Origin of the sequence: uncultured Dokdonia sp., assembly GCF_947492535.1 — a bacterium.
Classification (GTDB): Bacteria; Bacteroidota; Bacteroidia; order Flavobacteriales; family Flavobacteriaceae; genus Dokdonia.
This window is the reverse complement of the sequence record NZ_CANLNH010000010.1, coordinates 78,286-99,644: the sequence shown is the minus strand read 5'-3', so window position 1 is coordinate 99,644 and position 21,359 is coordinate 78,286. Positions and strand designations below refer to the sequence as shown.

The window sequence follows — 21,359 nt, the reverse complement described above, 5'->3', positions numbered from 1 at the left end:
ATAATTATTCTTTTAGTTGATAATCAGGATGTCCTGTTTGCCAAAGAGCGAAAGAAAAGACTCGAGCATATAATTCATATTGGCTATCAAAATTAGCATTAGAATGTCCTTCTTCAAAATTAATATCGAAAAGAATAGGTCCTTTAGAATTGCTATAATTTTGGAGTTTCGCAATAAATTTTGCTGGATCCCAAGCAGCAACCCTACCATCCTTTAATCCTGCAAAAATTAATACTGGAGGATATTCTTTATCCTCATCTATATGATGATAAGCGTCCATTTCTAGAAGAGCTCTATATTCTTCTTCTATTTGTACCGTTCCAAATTCTTTAATACTATTTAGTCCATTTGGCTGATTTTCACAACGCAACATATTTATTGCAGGAGAATCAAATATTGCAGCAGCATATAAATCTGGGCGTTCCACCATTGCTTTAGCTCCAACAATCCCTCCTGCACTAGATCCCCATGAGATTAATTTATTTGGAGATGTATACCCTTCTTTGATTAAATATTCTGTACAAGTAATAGCATCTTTCCAAGAATTAGATTTTGTTATTTTAAAACCCGCTTTATGCCAAGAATCTCCTTTTTCCCCTCCTCCTCTTACGTGTGCTATAGCTAATACACCTCCTTGATTAATCCACATTAATAATGAAGGAAAAAAGAAAGGATTAACACTAACACCATAAGCGCCATAACTTAACATTATTGTAGGATTACTTCCATCTTTATTAAGCTCTTTACTATAAATTAAAGACATAGGAATACGTACTCCTTCTTTATCAACAACTTCTATTTCTTCAACAACAGCATTGTCAAAATCTGTAAATTTTTGTTTTACATTAATTTTATCTTCTTTAAAAACACCAGTTTTTATATCATACTCTAAAGTCTCTGAAGGAGTAGTCCACCCACTATATGTTATCCATATTGTAGAATCTATCGTACCTAATGTTCCTATATTGATATCACCTGCCTTTTTAGGAAGTTTTATTCTGGAAACCTCTCCATTTAAATATAAGAACAACTTTGATTCTACTCCATTTTTTTGAGTAACATAAGCAAATCCCTTATCAACCAACTTTAAAGAGGTAATAACACTATGCTTGTCCTCTGGAATTAGTATTTCTGGATTCTCAAAATCAGGATCGGAAATTAAAGTCCTACATATTTTCTTATTAGGACTATTTAATGAAGATCTAAAGTAAACATAATCCCCATTAATTCTCGCAGAACTGACCATGTCCTCCTTTGAATATAATAAACTCCAAGATGGATTATCTATATCTTTTATAGGTGTAACGTAAGTATCTTTAAAACTACTTGAACCACTAATTTCTCCAAGTATATATTTATCATAATTTTTAAAATATAGAATTCTAGGAAAATCTTCTCTTTTAATGCCTATAGATGGTTTACTTTCTTTTGAAAACACATCGATGGACTCATTAGTTTCAATTGTATATAATTTGGTTTTTAAATCTAAATAATAATTCTCATTTTTAGGGTCTGTATACTTATGCTCCATATACATAAACTTTTTATTATCAGGCATCCAACGTATCCCTCCCGATAATGAAGGTGCTGTTTTTTGTATAGTTTCTTTAAGTATTTTTTTTGTTATTGAATTTAAAATAATAATATTTCCTATTTCTTCCCCCTCTTTAGCAATTGCAATTGCAATTTTATCTCCTATCCAATCTGGTTGATAATATGTTATAGTATAATTACTATTATTTTCTTTATTATATTTCTCAATATCAAAAAGCAGTAATTCTTCAGAATCTACTGTTTTTCTGTAATACAAATTAAAATACTTTTCCTCTGTTTTCTTTTTTAAATAATAACATTTTTTATTAACTAAATTTTTAATGGATATTACCGTGTAAGGAACGTTTTGATCATATTGTTCTTGTAGGGTTTTTAATTCCTGTTTTCCAGAAATATTATTAAGAATAGAATCTGCAAGAGTTTTTTGGGTTTGCATCCAATCTAAAACTTCAGGGTTTTCAAGATTTTCAAGATTACGATAAACATCTACTATCGTGTCATTAAAAAAAATATCTATTGCCTTTTCAGAAGGTGCTATAGGGTGTTTATAAGTTGGGACATCATTTGCACAAGAAATGATTAAATTTAATAATACTATTGCTTTAATTACTTTAATTACTTTAAACATTTCTTGTACAATTTTAAGATTATAAATTTTTATCCATTACCGTTATTAGGTGGGTCGTTTTTACAAACTAATACGCCTCCTACTATGTAACTCTTACCTGGATTACAATTGATATCATCAGAATCTCCCCCTCCGTGAATTTTAGAAAATTGATCAACAGCTAATTTTGCAATGGTTAATTTTTTTAAATTTAAGTTTTTCATACTTCAGTTTTTATAATTTCAGTCGCAAGGTAATAATTAAGTCAAGTAAGTTTAACAGATTTAATACTACCACCTGTCTATTTTCCAGAAATAAGACATTTAAATATTTGAAAATCAATCACATGTATCATTTCAACTTTGTTGCTTTATAAAATATGATGGGTATAAGCCTGTTATTTTTTTAAATGTTTTTGCAAAAACTTCAGTAGAACTAAATCCATTTTCAGAAGCTAATGCACTAATTGTATAATTCCTTGCCATAGGATTTGTCTTTATCATATCTATAAAATTATTAATACGTAATTCATTTATGTATGTTGTAAATGTTTTTCCTTTACTATAATTAATAATTTTAGATAGGTACTTTGAATTAGTATTAAAATTTGATGCTAATAACCCAACGGAAATGTTTTTTTCAAGAAAACCTTTATCATTTTCAAATTGTTTCAGTTGCATAAGCACTCTTTCAATAATTTCTTGTGAAATATTAATTTCTTTAGGTTTCTTTTTCTCAATATTGACATCTAATAGTTTTTCTTTGGATTTAACTCTTTCATTATACTTTTGGATTAACTTATTGTATTTAATTTCATATATATTATTTCTCCTCTTATATAACCAGATAAATAATGTTATTAATAAAATAAGAGTTAAGACTAAAAAAACAATTAAATAAGATGATTTTGAATCTTTATTTTTTAATTTTTCAATTAGTATTTCCTTAGATTCTAATAATTCAGGAATGTCATAATCTTTTACTAATTTATCATTTACTAGTTTTACTTGTTCATCAATAATACTATCAACTTCTAGAAGTTGATTTATATAATCCAATTCTTTTTCGAGTTTATTATTCTTTTTGTTTATACTAATTAACTCTATTAAGGCTTCTTTGACAATAGGATGATAATATTTATTAAGTCTAGATATACTATCTACGTATTTAAATTGTATCTCAGATTTATTGATTTGATTTAACTTAAGATAAGTTTTACCTAAATATAGTTTAGCAAACATAGTATAATACAGCTTATCTAAATCACTATATTTTAAATTATTAATATCAATTATAGCATTATTAATATTAGAGATCGCATAATTGTATTGTTTTTCAAATAAATTACCTATTCCTTTATTTAAAATGTAAAATTGCCTTAATTTTATGTTTTTATTTTTTAATAAACTTTGATTATTGAGAAATATAATAGAATCCTTTTCTTTTTCTAAAATATATGTATTAATCAACTCATTTTGAGTTACAGCTATACTAATCGAGTCATTAAAACTAATTGGGTTTTTATTAAATTCATATTCTATACATTCTTTAAACATTTTTTTTGCTTCTTCATAATCACCTATATTTTTTCTTAAAACACCTATATTATGTTTTGCAAAATATTCATATTTCTCATTATGGACTTTCTTTGCATATTTAATTGACTGAAGATAAGAATTCAATGATTCATGATAATTACCAAGTCTTTCTTCTAATCCTCCTTTCTGTAAATATATTAGAGAAGGATAATGATAATCATTACTATTTTTTGAAATTGTTATAGCACTATCTAAATATTTAAACGCTTCATCATAGTTTTTTTCTGATAAAGATGACAAAATACTATAGCTTTCAGCAATCATTGCTAGATTGTTTTCCTTTTTTGCTTTTTTCAAATGAACTTTAGTCAATTTCTTTTGAAGAATACCACTGTTTTTAATAATCAGTTCAAAAATATCAGGATAATCAAGTTCTTGAATAGAATCTAAGTGAATATTCTTTATTTCTTGGGATTGAACAGAATAAATTTGAAGAAAAACAATAATGAACACTAATCTAATGTCATAACGGAAAGAATGATTCATTTTACCTTTTAAATTTTAAAAATTCAATATATGCATCTTGTATAAATCTCTATTCTATGAATTAAGACTCTTAATTCATAGAATAGAGACCTACTCCACTTGCAAACACTCAAAAATCTTCACACTTTTGAATTGTTGAAAATAACAAACCCAATTTGTGATATTTAAATTTTCGTGTGGTGCGTAATAGATCAAATTGGGTTTAAAAACCCAAATAGAAACATAATTAAAAACGTAATAGCAATTTTTATATGATAGAATAGCAATATACAGAGAAGTAAGTAAAATCTGTTAATTTATGTTAAAAAATTACAGGTCAGCTTATAAATAGAGAAAGCCTCTACCAGGTAGAAGCTCTCATCGTTTGTCAGAAAAACAAGCTAATGCCTGTTTATAAAACAAATATACTAAAGTTTTATAACATCAGGCAATGGTTTATCCAATGTGAGGTGCTCTCACTTAAAACCAAGCCGCGGTTACCGAAAAGCGAATGAGTAGGTAGTATTCAAAATAACAATAAAATTTTAGTATTATGAAAACCATCAAATTATGTATAGCAATTGCTTTTATAGCTATCACAGGAAATATAAATGCTCAATCAATTCAAAAAGTAACTCTGGATAGTTATCTAACATTCAGTAGTGAAATAGCAAAAGAATTAGGATATTCTAGTATATACACAAAAGACACAAAAAGTGCTAATTTAGAAATATCTAAAGACGGATCATCAACATTAACTTTACCATTGAATTTAACAAAAAGTAGTACTTCTAAAGCTACTCGTGGTCCAGGAGATGGAGGAATTTGTATTCAAATATACATAGCAACGAGAAAAAGTAACTGTAAATCTGGTATTGGTTTTAGATGTCAGACAGTAACATCTTGCGGAGGCAATCAACAGAAAAGTAATGAATTAATCAATTCGCGCTATGTAACAGCAACAGCATCTATTAAATCGAATAACCTTGTTTTAAAATTTGATCAAAACTTAAGCAAATTTGAATAAATACGTTAATGAGGCATATTTACTGCTTATAAATATGCCTCAATTTTAAACCATTAAATAAAAAGAAATGAAAAAATTAATAGTACTACTCCCTTTTATTTTATTAGCATCATGTCAATCTTTTAATAAAGCGATTTCTTCTGTTAAAACACCAGAGATTGAAAATGAAGCTTCTATTTCTAATTACCTTAAAGAAAATGATCTTGATGGTTATAAGGGATATGCTATAAAAGATCTCAACTCTTGGAACGAAGTTTTATCATCTACAAGGGTTCCTAATTTATTTTTCTTTTCAAAAGATGGTGTTTTTTTAAACCCTGAAAATGACAAAAGCTGCTTAAATGATGTCGCTAGTTTTATAGAAACTATAGATACTATAAACATTCAAGACAATGATAATGACAAAGACTTGAGTTACTTTATTGAGCATTCAAGAACACTTTCAGGTGAGAAATTTAATGTATCTACAGATAAAAAATATTATGCCGTATTTCTTTGGGCTAAGTTCGGAGGAAAAAATATAATTAAGAAAATGAAATATTGGGAAGAAGTATTGAACGACTCAGGAATTTCTTTTGAAATAATACTCTTAAATTTTGATGAACAAGAATTCTGGCATAAATAAAGTCGCATATTTAGCAAAAAAAATATTTTATAAAAAACAAGTATTTCCTTTTAGTGATGATTACTATTATCGTACTATCAAGTTTAACTCAAGAAGGGTTTAGGGAAGGGCTTTTTACCGGTAAAATATATCCATTATTTATTGTTTTATGTGGTATTGGAAGTTGGGTCGCTTTCTTTATTAAAAAAGATAATTAAAGAAGTTGCCACTCAAAATTTACACAATACTATAATGCTACTCTTAATAACAAATAGATAGTTAAAGCAAGTCCTTTAAATCTTGTTTTAAGAAAACGTAATCTTATGAAATCAATACTCACCACACTATTTTTAGTGTGCATATCAACTAGTGCCTTATCTCAAGAATATAGAGCTCAATTTGGTAGTTTTACCAACTGCGCTCGACAAGGTAGGCATTTATGTTCTATAGAAAATATTTCTCAAAAAGACGTTAATCGTGCGAATGCTTCTTTTATCACAACAGAGGAAGGAGCTATTATCTTACGTATACATAGAGATAAACTAACAAAAGAAGAGCAAGACCGTATTCTAGGAGCGCCTATTACCTCCAGAAATAAAAACGATTTACAATTCACCATGGAAAAAGCATTATCACTCCCTGAAGGCATTACTGCTCTTACATCAAAAACAAGATCTAAACAGCTTACTATCTTAGAAGCAAAGAGCTATCCAACGATAATTTCTGATCAATACATTGACATTACTATTGTAATACCTAACAACATTGAATCAAAAAATTAATAATACTCCTTTTACATCATTTCTCCTTCTAGGAGAAACGAGAATAGGAGAAAAACGTCATGCTGAACTTGTTTCAGCATCACAAAAAATAGAGAATCAATAAAGTAAATGAGATTCCGAAATAAATTCGGAATGACGAAAAAACGAATACCCTAAAACTTTTCTTCTTCTAGAAGAAACAAGAATAAAGGAAAAATTTTTAAAACATGAAACTCATTATATACATCACTATTATTTTATCTCTTTGTAGTATTCATAAAGGGTATGCGTTATCTAACACTATGATACTGACAGAACCTTCTATTGAAGACCATATAGCACAATTATATAGTGAACTAGAAAATACCAAAGCACAGTATCAAGAAAAGTATACTTTGATTTCCTTAGCACTATCTAAAGCAAATCATGGCATCAAAGAGAGTATCACTACTGATCAAAAACTATATTGGTTATTAGAAAAAGACAGACTCAAAGAAGAAAGAGAACGTCTTGTACTAAGCGAACTTTCAGATCTTAGTAAAATACGATATATCAAAGGACTTCAAATCATTAAAATACTCTATGAAAAAACACTGGCATTAGATCACCATTTTGCATCGGTAAGTACCTTTCATGAGATCAATAAAATAGCAAACCCTAACAACTATCCAGAATTTAAAAATATTAAAGAAGTGATTGGATCTAAAGCAGACAAAAGGAAAGGATTTGATCTTACCAAGATATTAGGTAATAACATCTATACATCGGTGGCACATTCTTTTATTTCTCTATTTAATAACGATAGTACCTCTAGAGCGCAAAAAGAAGAAAGTCTTAAAGATGTAGAATGTATATTAGACTTCACACTTCGTATGCATAACGACCTAAATACTATTTATTTTGAAACCGTTTTTCTACAAAAGAGTAATGAAAATATTATAGGTGAATTACAGCAACTTTTTGTTGATTTCACAAAACCCATCAAATACAAAACACCCTTAAAAGAATGTCGGGATAGTGATGATTGGGATAGTGTAAGAAATCATTTAGACACCTATTTAGAAGCACTCAACACAGCGTTAGCAGATGACAGCAAACGGTATAAAGCACATAAAATGCAAATCAACCTAGAGTTTCCTATAGATAGATTATTACAGTTCATTACACAGTATAATGCCTTTATAGACCAAGGTGCAAAATTTTATGAAAAATTCGGCATCATGTTAGATAGCTACGAAAACGAAACGCAATGTGCTAGTAAGATTCCAGTAGAATATAAAAAACTTAAAGAAAGTATTACAGTGGCCATAGAAAAATTCAACACAGCCTATAGACCTGTAGAGATTAATGGAAGTAAAATGAAAGAAGTACTCTATGGACTTAACGAATATGATTAATCGTATGGAATTCATAAACGCTCAAATGGATAGTAGTCTATTTTTATGGCAACTATCTTTATTAATCAGTCTTATTTTTATTGTTTTCTTTATGATTAAAATACTATTGTTTATACGAAAGGCTTCGTTATATATTGATTTAAAAGTTGCTTTTATGGAGCATCTATTACAAGAACATATTCCTTAACCAAAGTCAGAACAGTTTACTAAGAAATTGCATCAAATTATACACTTCTTTACAACAAAGGAGAAGAGATGTTACATCCTATTTTAAAGTGCGCATACACCTAGAATCAGGTATTCTCTTCTCCCTTATGTGTTAGTTAGGGGAGCTGCTTTTTACAAAACGATAACATGCGCATTAAGACATATGGTTTCTCTATGCACCAGTCCTCCTATGTCTTAAGTTATCGTTTTTAAAGCAGCTATCCATATATGTTTTTAATAACAAGATGATCTCCTTGCCATTTTCATAAGAATTAAACCGTTTTGAAATCAAACAATATACTTCTCACAAAAGTCACCATGGCTTTTATAATAGGGATACTCTTGTTTCCTTATAACGATATGTCTTTAACTTGCATAGGCATACTCATAGTAGTTTTATATAGTCTCGCAGGTATTTTCCACATACTCACCTATAAAAACAAACAATGGTCTATTCCTTTTGGAATAGCGCTTCTTTTTTTGTTTCTATTCTTAGGAATAGGAAATACAATAATCAAAAATCCATTACATAATAAATCTCACTATACACACCTTAATAACAAAAAAGCACACACCTATTTATTTTCCATTCAAGAACAATTAAAACCCAGCAAATATCACACTAAATATATCGTACAATTACATAAAAGTGATAGTGCACACATCACAGGAAAAGCTCTTTTATCTATTGAAATAGATAGCACTCAAAAAAAACTTACCATTGGCCATTGGTATTATACGCGAACGATTCTAAAAGATCTCCCTAACATAAAAAATCCATATCAATTTGACTATGGCGCTTATCTAAAAAGAAAAGATATTTATGGCCAATTCTTAATTGAAAGTAATGAACTCTTAAAAGGAAATCAGATAACAGAAACTAGTAAAACAATTGCTTTACGCTTTCGCGAAAGCGTAATCAGCACATTAAAAAATCAACCTTTTACACAAAAGCAACTAGCGATTATACAAGCACTAGTATTAGGTCAGCGTCAAGATATTGACGCTAACTTAAGTAATCAATATGTAAATGCAGGGATGATGCACATACTAGCCGTATCTGGACTACACGTTGGTATTCTATTGCTCATTTTACGATCTATCACAGGTATTATTTCAAGTAGAAAATTTCGATGGATACGTTCTGGAATTTGTATAACACTCTTATGGTGTTTTGCTTTTGTCACAGGATTATCTCCTTCGGTTTTACGAGCTGTAACGATGTTTAGCTTTTTAGAACTAGGGAGTTGTTTAGGAGGAAAACGCAGTGTTAATGATGCGCTTCTGTTTTCTGCTTTTATTTTACTTAGCATGGATCCCATGTTACTCTATCAAGTGGGGTTTCAATTGAGTTATCTGGCAGTCATTGCTATTTTATGGGTACAGCCTTGGTTATATAGTTTTTATCGCCCCAGCTATTATTTAACTACGAAATTATGGGGCATTATTACAGTATCTATCGCCGCCCAAATAGGAGTATTACCACTAAGTCTTTTTTATTTCCATCAATTTCCTGGTTTATTTTTAATCTCTAATATCGTTGTGCTACCATTTCTAGGCATTATACTTTCATTAGGTATTCTCATTATAGGTCTTAGTTATTTTTCTATACTTCCTAATGAGTTAGCAATAGCCTATGGAAAAATAATTGATTTTTTAAATAACTTCATTGCTTGGATTGCTTCTAAAGAAGTGTTTATTATTGATCATATTTCATTATCATTTACTACGATGTTCTTAATGTATGCGCTATTAGCATCACTTATATATACCCTCAAAAAGTATCGATATAAAAGGCTTTTATTTTTCTTGACGATCATTGTTTTAACACTTAGTATACAGGTATATAAAAAAGAGAAAAAGAAAACCTCACATATAACCATCTTCCATAAAAATAGAGAAACCCTTATTGGGGTATACATGGCAGATTCTTTAGTAGTATATAGCGATACTCATCACAAAAAGTTCACTACTGATTATCGTATAGAAGCTTATCAGAATAGATTTGGGCTAGATACTTTTTATATAAAAAGGATGCAAAACTACTTTAGTTTTAAGCATAAAAAAATACTCGTTATTGATAGTTTAGAAGTTTACAAAATTAAAGATATAGAACCTCATTACATCTTATTACGTCAATCGCCAGATATCCACTTAGAGCGTCTTATTTCCTTATATCCAAATACCACCATTATTGCAGATGGCTCTAATTACAAAAGTGATATTACTCGATGGAAAGCCACATGTCACCAACTAAAAACCCCTTTCCATAGCTCCTATGAAAAGGGATTTTTTATGATTGAATAATTCAAGAAATTACCTGAATTCTTGATTATCTGTACGTATTCTGTTTCTTACGCTGAAGTCTCCTAAAGTGAAGAACTATTCTCCAAATGTGTATTTAAAGCTATCTTGATACGCCTGCCACTTCTCTTGTGTGGTGAGGTCTTTATAATCATCATTAGCAATCATTTTAAGAAAGATCTCTAATTGACGTGGCGTTTTATATCCTACAACGGGTTGTATATAATTTCCTTTTTCGTCAAAGAATACAATACTAGGATACCCTCGTAATTTCATTGCTTGTGCAAACTCATGCTGGCTATTACGTCCTCTACGGTTAGGATCATGTCTAGGGTTGGTATATACATTATCTAAATAATTAACCTCCTCAGTTCCTTCTGCATTGAATTTTACAGCATAGTAGTTTTCATTGATAAAATCGGCTACTTGTTGATCACCAAAGGTATTTTTATCTAATAATTTACAAGGACCACACCAAGTTGTGTATGCATCTACAATAATTTTCTTTGGGTTTTTGGCTTGCGCTTCTAATGCTTCATCAAACGTCATCCAATTAATTTCTTGTGCCGATAGCGAACTCATAAAAATGAGTGCACATATATAAAGTAGTTTTTTCATCTATTTTAATGTTTACATCTTAATGAAGACATAGGGGCTTAATTAATGTGTTGTCCTTTTATACGCTTTCGCGAAAGCGTATACTGCATCAATACAATTAGTATACCTCAGACATCATCTTCATCTATTTATGTCTAATTCTTTTCTAATCCCTTACAAACAAAAAACGTTCCAAGATAAGGAACGTTTTTGTGTTTATAATCGTATGAATTTTATTTAACGCCGTGCATTAATTTCTTTATCACTGGATATAATATCGCAGATAGAATACCTAACCCTACTGCAACTGCCGTAAGAAGCCAGAAAAAATAACTCAGCCCTTCTGTTTTTGCAATAGATTCTGATGCTTCTCCAAATACACCAGCTAATTTCATCCCGATAGCGACAGCAAGGTACCAGATTCCAAACATCATTGCAATCATTCTTCCTGGAACAAGTTTACTGACATATGAAAGTGCTACTGGAGATATACAAAGCTCTCCCATCGTATGAAATAAATATACTAGCACTAGCCAGATCATACTTACTGAAGCTGTTCTAGCACCTACTGGTATATCTGATGCTCCAATAGCCACACAGGCCATTCCTATACCTAAAAGCACCATCCCAATGGCATACTTCATATTTGCATTAGGATTGTATTTACTTTCCCACCACTTTGAAAACAATGGCGCTAAGGTTATAATAAATAATGAATTTAAAATTCCAAACCAAGATGCATCAATTTCTGCAATATCTTGGTTAAACTTATCAAACAATCTATAGAGTGCAAGTGCCCAAATGATCACAAAACTTAATGCCAATATGATATTTGATAAAGAATATTTTTTAAATGTTTTTGAGAATAGCTTAATTAACACCCACGTAATTACTACAAGTGGAATAATAGTAATAAGCGCATCTACAATTTTAAAAGTCAATCCAGCACTCCCTTCTAAAATACGATCTGTATAATCTCTTGCGAAAATGGTAAGAGAACTTGGTGCTTGTTCAAATATTGCCCAAAAGAAGATCGTGACAAATGCAAAGAACACTACGGCAAGCATTCTATCTCTTGTTATTTTAGCATATTTAGGGATTCTAATAACCAAAAGAAGAATAAATAAGACTAATGCAAATAATATCATAAAATTAGCCCCACTTAATCCAAAAAGCTCAAAATCAAACAGATTATACTTCCCTTCAGATATTTTACTAACAGGGTCATTTAGAATCCAAGAAAGCCCTATTACTGATGCGACTGCTATTAATACGAGTTCAAATTTTGTAAAAGGATTCAATTGTGTGTCTTCTCCTTCTTCTAAAACGACTTCTTCTTTTTTGGCCGGTTTTAATCCTATGTTACCAAAAATATCTTGAGCAAACCAAAATTGTAGTAATCCGAAAAGCATAAAAATACCTGCTAATCCAAATCCCCATCTCCAACCAACTTGCTCTCCAAAATAACCACATAAAAGAATTCCTAAAAAGGCACCTGCATTTACACCCATATAGAAAATGGTATACGCACCATCTTTCTTTTCTGGTCTATGCTTATACATTTCTGAAATAATAGAGGTCATATTCGGCTTAAAAAAGCCACTTCCAAATACTAATAGCGTAAGTCCTGTATAAATAAAGAATGGTGTTTCTAGGGCCATTGCAGCATGTCCAAGAGTCATTAATAATGCACCAACAACAACTGCCCATCGATACCCTATTTTCTTATCCGCAAAATATCCTCCTAATAAGGTTGATAAATACACTAAAGAAGTATATGTACCAAATATAGCAAAAGCATGTTCTCTCGGCCAACCCCAACCTTCATCCATTATAGATGCCGTAAAAAACATCACTAGTAAAGCTCTCATCCCATAGTAGGAAAAACGTTCCCACATTTCAGTAAAAAAGAGCACAAAAAGACCTGCAGGGTGTCCTATTACAGGGTTTTCAAAAAACTTATCTGTAGAATTTGTCGCCATAATATCGTTTTTTAGTTATCTGCTAGTTCAAACCCTTCAGCTTCTTCATTTCTTAGATCTCTCTCGTTATCTTCTGCTCCATGTGTGAGACTCTCTAATTTCTTTCTAAAAATCATTACTAAAGCGCCAAAAATTACACAAAAACCAGCAATACCAGTAAAAATTGTAAACTCACCTAATTTTTCTGAAGCTTCTCCTAGTAATCCAGCTAGTTTATTTCCAAATCCAGTCATAGCAAAATAAACACCCATCATAATTGACGCATATTTAAGTGGTGCTAATTTAGTGATATAAGACAATGCGACTGGAGAAATACAAAGCTCTCCTACTGTATGGAATAGATATGCAAGAACTAACCAATACATTGCAGAAGAACCAGTACTTTCATATTGAGATGAAGCTGCTGACATAAAAAAGAAACCTGTACCCATTATGATAAGTCCCATTATCATTTTAAATAATGATGTAGAAACTTTTCCTTTCAATTTTCTACTCGCCCAATACGCCGCTACTGTTGTTCCTAAGAAAATAATAAACATTGCATTTAAAGATTGAAACCAAGAAGCTGGCACTTCAAATCCCATAAGCATTCTATTGGTATTATCTTTTGCATAAATATTCATAAGCCCACCTGCTTGTTCAAAAGCTCCCCAGAAAACAATAACTAATAAAAATGATATAAATAGAACGATAATTCGATCTTTTTCTATTTTCGTTAACGGTTTTTTCATAGCAGCTTTCTCTTCTTCATTTTTAGAAGCTCCTAAATAATTACCTACATGTTTTAAGTGTTTTTGACCTGCAACATATTGAATAAGACCTAAGGCCATTCCTATACCTGCTAATCCAAAACCATAATGCCATCCATAAACTTCACCTACATATCCTACAATTAAACTTGAGAGAAATGCTCCAACATTGATTCCAATGTAAAATATAGTAAACCCTTTATCTCTACGTATATCTCCTTGCTTATATAAACCACCAACCATTGTTGATATATTAGGCTTAAGCATCCCGACTCCTGATATAATAAGTCCTAGTCCTGTGTAAAAAGCCCACATTTCTTCAATCGCTAAAATACTATGACCCGCAACTAACAATACACCGCCTAGCAAAACAGATTTTCGTTGTCCTAATAATTTATCTGCTATTATTCCTCCTGGAATAGACGCAACATAAACAAGCATTGTATAGGTGCCATACAAAGACAAAGCATCACCATTAGACCAACCTAGACCAGCATTTTCTGCACTAGCTTCTGCCACTAAATAAAGTACTAATATTGCTCTCATCCCATAATATGAGAAGCGTTCCCACATCTCTGTAAAAAATAAAACATAAAGCCCTACTGGATGTCCAAATAGTTCTTTTTGGTGTGCTGCTTTTGTTGACATATATTTTCTATTAATTAATAATTAGGTTGTATAATAGTTAGTTGATTATAATTTTTCTTTGATAAAGTTTGTCATCATCGTATATAAGTGATAACGTGTATTACCTCCATAAATCCCATGATTTTTATCAGGGTAATTAAAGTAGGTAAACTGCTTATCTGCTTGTACAAGTGCTTCTACAAGGCGTGTAGAATTTTGCACATGTACATTATCATCTGCACTACCATGTACAAGGAGTAAATCTCCTTTTAATTTTTGCACATGACTTAATGGTGAGTTACGATCATAGCCTCCAGGGTTTACCTGCGGGGTTTGCATATAACGCTCAGTATAAATCGTATCATAAAAACGCCAAGAAGTTACTGGGGCTACGGCAATAGCCATCTTAAACGTATCGGCTCCTTGGAAAAGACAGTTGGATGCCATAAATCCTCCATAACTCCATCCGAATATTCCGATTCTATCTGCGTCTATATACTCTCTTTTTCCTAATTTTTCTGCGGCAGCAATCTGATCGATTACTTCATATTTTCCTAATTCTTTTTGTGTTACCTTTTTGAAATCACGTCCTTTAAGACCTGTTCCTCTAGGATCAATACAGACCACAATATATCCTTCTTGTGCTAGCATTTGAAACCACATATCATTCGCACTATTCCAAGAGTTCTTCACCGATTGAGATCCTGGGCCTGAATATTGATACATAAACATCGGATATTTCTTGGTAGGGTCAAAATCCTGAGGCTTGATCATATATCCGTTTAGGTCTTCTCCATTAATAGGTAAAGTAAAAAACTCTTTAGGAGATACTTTATAACTGCTATATAACGTTTTTACCGTTTCATTATCTTTTAATGACTTGATTAATCGACCTTCTTTTGCATCGTGTAGTGTATAACGCCATGGTGTAGAAGCATCACTAAACGTATTTATGAAGTACGTAAAATCTGCACTAAAATCTGCATTATTGGAACCTACTTCTACAGCTAATGGGGTTTTATTTTTTCCATTGATATCAATCGCATAAATCCCTCTATTAATAGAGCCATTTTCTGTGCTTTGATAAAAAATTCGGTTAGAAGCTGCATCATATCCATAATAATCAGTTACTTCCCATTTTCCTGAGGTTACCTGATTTTTAAGAGACCCATCTTTATTGTAATGATAAATATGATTCCATCCATCCTTCTCACTCGTCCAAATAAAGCTATTGTCTTCTAGGAAGGTTAAATTATCTGTCACATCTACATATGCTTGATCTCTATCACGAAGGGGTTGTGAAACTTTATTGGTGCTTGCATCATAAAATACAAGAATGAGATCATTCTGATTTCTATTAAGGGTTTGTATCGAAAGAATATTTGGGTCTTTAGACCATTGAATCCTTGGAATGTAATAAGGATCTATATTTCCAAAACTTATCTGTTTTGTTTGTACCACATTCGTTCCTGTAAGTGCTTCTCCCAAACTATAAATATGTAGACTTACTTTAGCATTTTCTTCTCCCGCTTTTGGATACTTAAATACGGTTTGTGTTTGGTATAATTTATCTCCATATACATCCATAGAGAATTCAGGAACGTTTGTTTCATCAAAACGAATGTAGGCAATACGCTCTCCGTCTGCACTCCAATCAAAAGCACGTACAAAACCAAACTCTTCTTCATATACCCAGTCTGTGATTCCGTTTATGATACTATTTTTCTTACCATCAAATGTGAATTGATTCGTTTCATTTCTATCAATATCAAAAACGTAGAGATTATTATTTTTCCCATAAGCTATTTTAGTACCGTCTGGAGAAAAGGTAGGTTCCTGAATAAGATCGTCAGATACTTTGGTAAGCTTTCGCGAAAGCAAATCATACACATAATACTCTCCTAATGTAGAGCGTCTAAAAATGGATTTAATCTGTGTAGAGAGTAATACTTTTTGTTCATCTGGACTAAATTCATAGCTTATAAAATCATCAAGACCTTCTATTTCTGCAGAGCTTACGGGTGTACGCACTTTTTCTCCGCTTTCATAGTTGTAGACATCTACAGATGCTATACGTGTTGTTTTGTCAAAATTTTGTACCGCATATTCTTTTCCATTTGCTAAGGAATGTAATGCTTGTAAACGCTCTGTTCCAAAGGTGTTCTTTTTCCATATATCATCAATGGTAATAGACTTATTTTGAGCTGTAATGATGGGGGTTGCCAAAAGAAACATGACAATCATAAAAGTAGTGATTCGCATAAAAATCGCAAGATTTTAGTAAAGGTTTTCCAATTTTACTAAAAAAAGACCAGAAAACCCGCTATTTGGTGTTAAATACTATCAAAATGTTAAGAAATAATTATCATCAAAAATAATACCTAAAACCTCTTTAGCAACTTTCTACCTATCTTTGTGATGACTACAAATCATATAGAATGACCCAAAAAATATCAGGTTTTTCAAAACTCTCTAAAATAGAAAAGATTAATTGGTTAACACAAACCTATTTTTCTGGAAAAGAAACGGCAAGCCAACTATTAAAAACGTATTGGAATTCAGATACAAAACTGCAACAGTTACACGATGAATTTATAGAAAATACGGTCACCAATTACTATTTACCTTTAGGTGTTGCTCCTAATTTTTTAATTAATGACACCTACTATACGCTCCCAATGGCCATAGAAGAAAGTTCTGTAGTTGCCGCAGCAAGTAAGGCTGCAAAATTTTGGGAAGCACGTGGAGGTTTTAAAACCACCGTTTTAGGAACCACCAAAATAGGCCAAGTACATTTTATGTATTCGGGTGATTTCAAAAGGCTGGAAGCCTTTTTTAACGAGATACACCCCACACTTATAAAAGAAGCAAAACCGATCACCGAAAATATGGAGAAACGAGGTGGTGGGATAAAAGCTATTGAATTAGTAAACAAAACAGCTGCTTTAGCTAATTATTACCAGCTTCACTGTACGTTTGAGACCCTAGATGCTATGGGTGCTAATTTTATCAATAGTTGTCTTGAGCAATTTGCACAGACTTTTAAAAATGGATTTGATGCAGATATACGCTTTCGCGAAAGCGAACTCAGCATTATTATGAGCATTTTATCAAACTATGTTCCTGATTGTATCGTAAGAGCAGAAGTAAGCTGCCCTACAGCCGATCTTACTGAAAAAGGTATTGACGGGGAAGAGTTTGCCGAAAAATTTGCACAAGCTATTGCTATTGCCGAAGTAGAACCGTATCGTGCCGTAACGCATAATAAAGGCATTATGAATGGCATCGATGCTGTTGTATTAGCAACTGGGAATGATTTTAGAGCTATTGAAGCTGGAATACATGCATATGCATCTAAAGATGGGATGTATAAAAGCCTTACGCATGTGAGTATAGAAGATGGAACATTTAGATTCTGGATGGATATTCCTTTAGCCGTAGGTACTGTGGGTGGTCTTACAAAATTGCATCCGCTTGTAAAATGGTGCTTTGAATTACTGAAACAGCCCAATGCAAAAGAACTTATGCAAATTATTGCTGTTGCTGGACTTGCTCAAAATTTTGCGGCTGTAAAATCACTGACGACAACTGGAATACAACAGGGGCATATGAAAATGCACTTGATGAATATCTTAAATCAGTTTGAAGCTTCTAGCACCGAAAAAGAACAAGCCGTAACTCATTTCAAAACAAACCCTGTCACGCATAGTGCGGTGGTTCATTTTATAGAAAAAATACGATCGTAGATGCATTCTTTTTATAGTCATGGTAAATTACTTCTCACTGCTGAATATCTTGTATTGGATGGCGCTAAAGCACTCGCCATTCCTACAAAAAAAGGACAGTCTCTTACGATAAGCACATCAAATACACCCACATTACAATGGAAAAGTATTTTACACGATGACTCGCTATGGTTTGAAACAGAAATTACCTTGCCCTTAACTCAAGGCAAATCATTTGAAGATCCTATTATCACTACACTTTATGAAATACTTAGTGCCGCACAATCACTCAATCCAACGTTTTTAAATACCCAACAAGGCTATACAGCAATAAGCACACTAGAGTTCCCGAGGAATTGGGGATTAGGCTCCTCTTCTACCCTGATTACAAATATTGCGCAATGGGCTCAAGTAAATCCATATGAATTACTTGACAAAACCTTTGGAGGTAGTGGTTATGACATTGCTTGTGCTACTGCGGCGACTCCTATCACCTATATCAAGAAGGATACAGCTCCTTTGGTGACACCCGTTATATTCAGTCCAAGTTTTAAAGAGCAGGTGTTTTTTATACATCTTAATCGAAAGCAAAATAGTAGAGATAGTATTTCTCACTATAGAAATTTAAGTCATGTAGAAAAAGAGTTGAAGATTGAATCATTTACTTCGCATACTGTAGCTATGATTGCATCGCAAGATTCTTTACACGATTTTCAAGAGTTGGTTACAACCCATGAGTCGGAATTATCTAGTGTATTGCAAACACCTACTATTAAAAAACAATTATTTCCAACATATCCAAAAGCTATCAAAAGCTTAGGTGGATGGGGCGGTGATTTTATACTAGTAGTTGGTACTTCTGAAGACATGAATTATTTCAAAGAGAAAGGATACACGACTATTATTCCGTTTTCAGAGATGGTTTTATCGTAAAACAATCTCCTTACACAAGACAGTTAAAGACATAAAAAAAGGATCACATCTGTGATCCTTTTTTTATGATTTGTATTCTATGAACGTATTAATAAAACGCTCCTCTATAATCTTCAATATCTGCGGCTGCTTTAAGCGCCTCAATTACCTTTGTAGTAACTCCGTTTCTTGCTTTTTGAGCTTGCTGCGCAGCATATGTTCCATAGTTTTCTAATACTGGTGCTTCTGTTTTCTTAGTTACTTTAATCACATATACACCTCTTTCTCCTTCGATAGGTTCTGAAACATCTCCTTCATTAAGACCAAATGCTACACCTACTACTTTAGGTTCATCTCCTGCTCCTGCAATATTAGGACTATTCATATTAAGTGCTCCTGATGTTTTTACCGTTTGACCTTGGTTTTGTGCAATAGCATCTAAGGTAGTTCCTGTGATATTTCCTTTAATTTGAGCTGCTTTCTTTTGCTTACGTATAATAGGTAATACGCTAGCAGATACATCTTCTGGACGTTTTACACCTTCTTCTACCATACGAGTAATTTGAGCTACGATATAGCCATCATTTACTTGAAAACGCTTGATATCTCCTTTTTTCACATCTTCTTCAAAAGCCCACTGTACAATAGAACGCTGTGGTCCTTCTCCTGGCAAATTCTCATCCATTCTTCCTATGTTATTTACAGGACGAACTGTATATGAGTTTTCTTTAGCTACGGCTTCAAAATCTCCATCACCTGCTGCTATTTCAAACTTCTGCGTTTGAGTATATACATCAGAAATTGTTTTATCTGAAGGGACAATTTCTTTTGCTATACTAGCAATCTTAAGTGCTTTCTGGAAGTTCTTTTGTTCAGTAACTTCTATAATGTGATATCCAAAATCTGTTTTTACGATATCCATAGAACCTTTAGGGTTATCTACAATATAATCTCTAAATTCTGCTGCAAATAAATTTGGATCTTGAAAACCTAAATCACCTCCAGTGCTTTTGTTTGATGAGTCTGATGAAAATTCGGCAGCTAATGCATCAAAAGAGCTTTTATCTCTTTTAATCACTCCAAAGATGCTATCTGCAAGTTGCTTTGCTTCCTCCTCAGTACGTGTCTCTGGAGAACGTAATGCACCTTGGTATGACACTAATATATGACGTGATTGAACAGAATCAGGCATTTGACGCGTCTCAACGATACGATCTAATCTCATATAACGACCGTCTTTGTAAGGGCCATAAATTGCTCCTTTATCTAATTGAGCGATGGTATCTCTTACAACTCCTGCAAGGTCTTTTTTAAATCTAAAACGATCTACATACGGCAAATCAGAATTTTCTGAAAGAAATTCATTTAAATCTTCAGCAACTCTAAAGCCAGGAAGTGTATCGTTAATTTGTGTTGATCTATTGTAAGATACTAATTCATCATTAAGATATAGTTTCATAGACTCTTTAAGCACATTCTCATCATCTAATGTCGCTTTTTCCTGAAACTTCACAAAACGAATGTTACGAGTAGCATCTGTTTGGTATTCGTCTTTATGTGCATTGATATAATTTGTGATTTCAGATTCAGATACTGAAATATCTTCATCTGGAATACTAGCATAAGGAACTTGTACAAATTGGATATCTACAGCATTTCCATCTAATCGATAAGCAACTTCTCCATCTTTAAGAGTAGCTCCTAGACCAGCCTTTACCAAATTGTAGTATACATTTTGTTTTTCAGTATCTGCAAGTGAATTCTCATAAGTAAGCCATCCTGAAAAATCGTCTGGATTTCTACTTTCTTTTAAGGTAGCTATAAACTCTTGCATTTTTGCTTCACTAAAGAATCCATCAGCATCTTGGAATCTTGCATCATTTTGTAATGCATTTTTAAGAAGATCTGCTAAACGATCTTTTCCAACACGAATTCCTAGTTCTTCATATTGACCTTCTAAAACCATACGGTTTACTTCTTGATCCCATACAGAGTTCACTGCTCTAGTTGTTGTTCCCGAAGGACCTAAACGACGTACTTGCTGCTCTACTTTTAGATCAAATTCTTTTCTATCTAAATCTTCCCCGTTAATCGTCGCAATGCGATTTTGCTTTGAGGAATCTGATCCTGCATTTTTAATCAAATCTGCAAGCACAAAAGAGAAAAGTGCAAGTGCAATAATTAGGATTAAAAATAGTGATCGTTGTCTTATCTTATTTAAAATTGCCATCTGTCAATAATTT

16 protein-coding genes are annotated in these 21,359 nt (G+C 32.1%); 8 read left to right on the top strand and 8 right to left on the bottom strand.

What is annotated here, in order from left to right:
• Window positions 1–4: 4 nt before the first annotated feature.
• The 3 genes from Q1A60_RS14175 to Q1A60_RS14165 all read right to left on the bottom strand — a co-directional run bounded on the left by Q1A60_RS14175 (window position 5) and on the right by Q1A60_RS14165 (window position 4,245).
• The gene (locus tag Q1A60_RS14175; RefSeq protein ID WP_299767074.1) at window positions 5–2,182 is read right to left on the bottom strand and encodes a prolyl oligopeptidase family serine peptidase; all 2,178 of its coding nucleotides are present in this window, start codon (window positions 2,180–2,182) and stop codon (window positions 5–7) included.
• A gap of 29 nt (window positions 2,183–2,211) precedes the next feature.
• Window positions 2,212–2,385, bottom strand: a complete 174-nt coding sequence (locus Q1A60_RS14170) for a hypothetical protein (RefSeq protein WP_299767073.1) — start codon at window positions 2,383–2,385, stop codon at window positions 2,212–2,214.
• Window positions 2,386–2,517: 132 nt separating this feature from the next.
• Window positions 2,518–4,245, bottom strand: a complete 1,728-nt coding sequence (locus Q1A60_RS14165) for a helix-turn-helix domain-containing protein (RefSeq protein ID WP_299767072.1) — start codon at window positions 4,243–4,245, stop codon at window positions 2,518–2,520.
• 532 nt (window positions 4,246–4,777) lie between these two features.
• Here Q1A60_RS14165 and Q1A60_RS14160 point away from each other — a divergent pair.
• From Q1A60_RS14160 to Q1A60_RS14135, 6 genes are all read left to right on the top strand, one after another.
• Entirely contained in the window at window positions 4,778–5,251 is a 474-nt protein-coding gene (locus Q1A60_RS14160; RefSeq protein ID WP_299767071.1) for a hypothetical protein, read from the top strand.
• Between the two features lie 67 nt (window positions 5,252–5,318).
• Window positions 5,319–5,876: a hypothetical protein gene (locus tag Q1A60_RS14155; protein ID WP_299767070.1), complete on the top strand. Its 558-nt coding sequence runs from the start codon at window positions 5,319–5,321 to the stop codon at window positions 5,874–5,876.
• 302 nt (window positions 5,877–6,178) lie between these two features.
• On the top strand, window positions 6,179–6,637 hold the full coding sequence (locus Q1A60_RS14150; RefSeq protein WP_299767069.1) for a hypothetical protein: 459 nt from the start codon (window positions 6,179–6,181) through the stop codon (window positions 6,635–6,637).
• Between the two features lie 206 nt (window positions 6,638–6,843).
• Window positions 6,844–8,013, top strand: a complete 1,170-nt coding sequence (locus Q1A60_RS14145; RefSeq protein WP_299767068.1) for a hypothetical protein — start codon at window positions 6,844–6,846, stop codon at window positions 8,011–8,013.
• Window positions 7,991–8,200: a hypothetical protein gene (locus Q1A60_RS14140; protein WP_299767067.1), complete on the top strand. Its 210-nt coding sequence runs from the start codon at window positions 7,991–7,993 to the stop codon at window positions 8,198–8,200. The genes Q1A60_RS14145 and Q1A60_RS14140 overlap by 23 nt, the downstream gene beginning before the upstream one ends.
• 380 nt (window positions 8,201–8,580) lie before the next feature.
• Complete coding sequence (locus Q1A60_RS14135; RefSeq protein WP_299767066.1) at window positions 8,581–10,527, top strand: ComEC/Rec2 family competence protein; 1,947 nt, start codon at window positions 8,581–8,583, stop codon at window positions 10,525–10,527.
• A 75-nt stretch (window positions 10,528–10,602) separates the two neighbouring features.
• Here Q1A60_RS14135 and Q1A60_RS14130 read toward each other — a convergent pair whose 3' ends face one another.
• The 4 genes from Q1A60_RS14130 to Q1A60_RS14115 form a co-directional block, all read right to left on the bottom strand.
• Complete coding sequence (locus Q1A60_RS14130) at window positions 10,603–11,142, bottom strand: thioredoxin fold domain-containing protein (protein WP_299767065.1); 540 nt, start codon at window positions 11,140–11,142, stop codon at window positions 10,603–10,605.
• A 212-nt stretch (window positions 11,143–11,354) separates the two neighbouring features.
• Window positions 11,355–13,103, bottom strand: coding sequence for a peptide MFS transporter (locus tag Q1A60_RS14125; RefSeq protein WP_299678303.1), 1,749 nt, complete (start codon window positions 13,101–13,103; stop codon window positions 11,355–11,357).
• A gap of 11 nt (window positions 13,104–13,114) precedes the next feature.
• Window positions 13,115–14,500 (bottom strand): peptide MFS transporter, encoded by a 1,386-nt coding sequence (locus Q1A60_RS14120; RefSeq protein ID WP_299767064.1) that lies wholly within the window; start codon window positions 14,498–14,500, stop codon window positions 13,115–13,117.
• Between the two features lie 45 nt (window positions 14,501–14,545).
• Window positions 14,546–16,741: a S9 family peptidase gene (locus tag Q1A60_RS14115; protein WP_299767063.1), complete on the bottom strand. Its 2,196-nt coding sequence runs from the start codon at window positions 16,739–16,741 to the stop codon at window positions 14,546–14,548.
• A gap of 176 nt (window positions 16,742–16,917) precedes the next feature.
• Between Q1A60_RS14115 and Q1A60_RS14110 the strand changes: the two genes are divergently transcribed.
• Together Q1A60_RS14110 and Q1A60_RS14105 are read left to right on the top strand one after the other, a co-directional pair.
• Window positions 16,918–18,225, top strand: coding sequence for a hydroxymethylglutaryl-CoA reductase, degradative (locus tag Q1A60_RS14110; protein WP_299767062.1), 1,308 nt, complete (start codon window positions 16,918–16,920; stop codon window positions 18,223–18,225).
• Window positions 18,226–19,137 (top strand): GYDIA family GHMP kinase, encoded by a 912-nt coding sequence (locus Q1A60_RS14105; protein ID WP_299767061.1) that lies wholly within the window; start codon window positions 18,226–18,228, stop codon window positions 19,135–19,137.
• A gap of 88 nt (window positions 19,138–19,225) precedes the next feature.
• Here the strand turns inward: Q1A60_RS14105 and Q1A60_RS14100 are convergent, their stop codons facing one another.
• A complete protein-coding gene (locus Q1A60_RS14100) occupies window positions 19,226–21,346 on the bottom strand; it encodes a peptidylprolyl isomerase (RefSeq protein ID WP_299767060.1) in 2,121 nt (706 codons plus the stop codon).
• Window positions 21,347–21,359 lie beyond the last annotated feature (13 nt).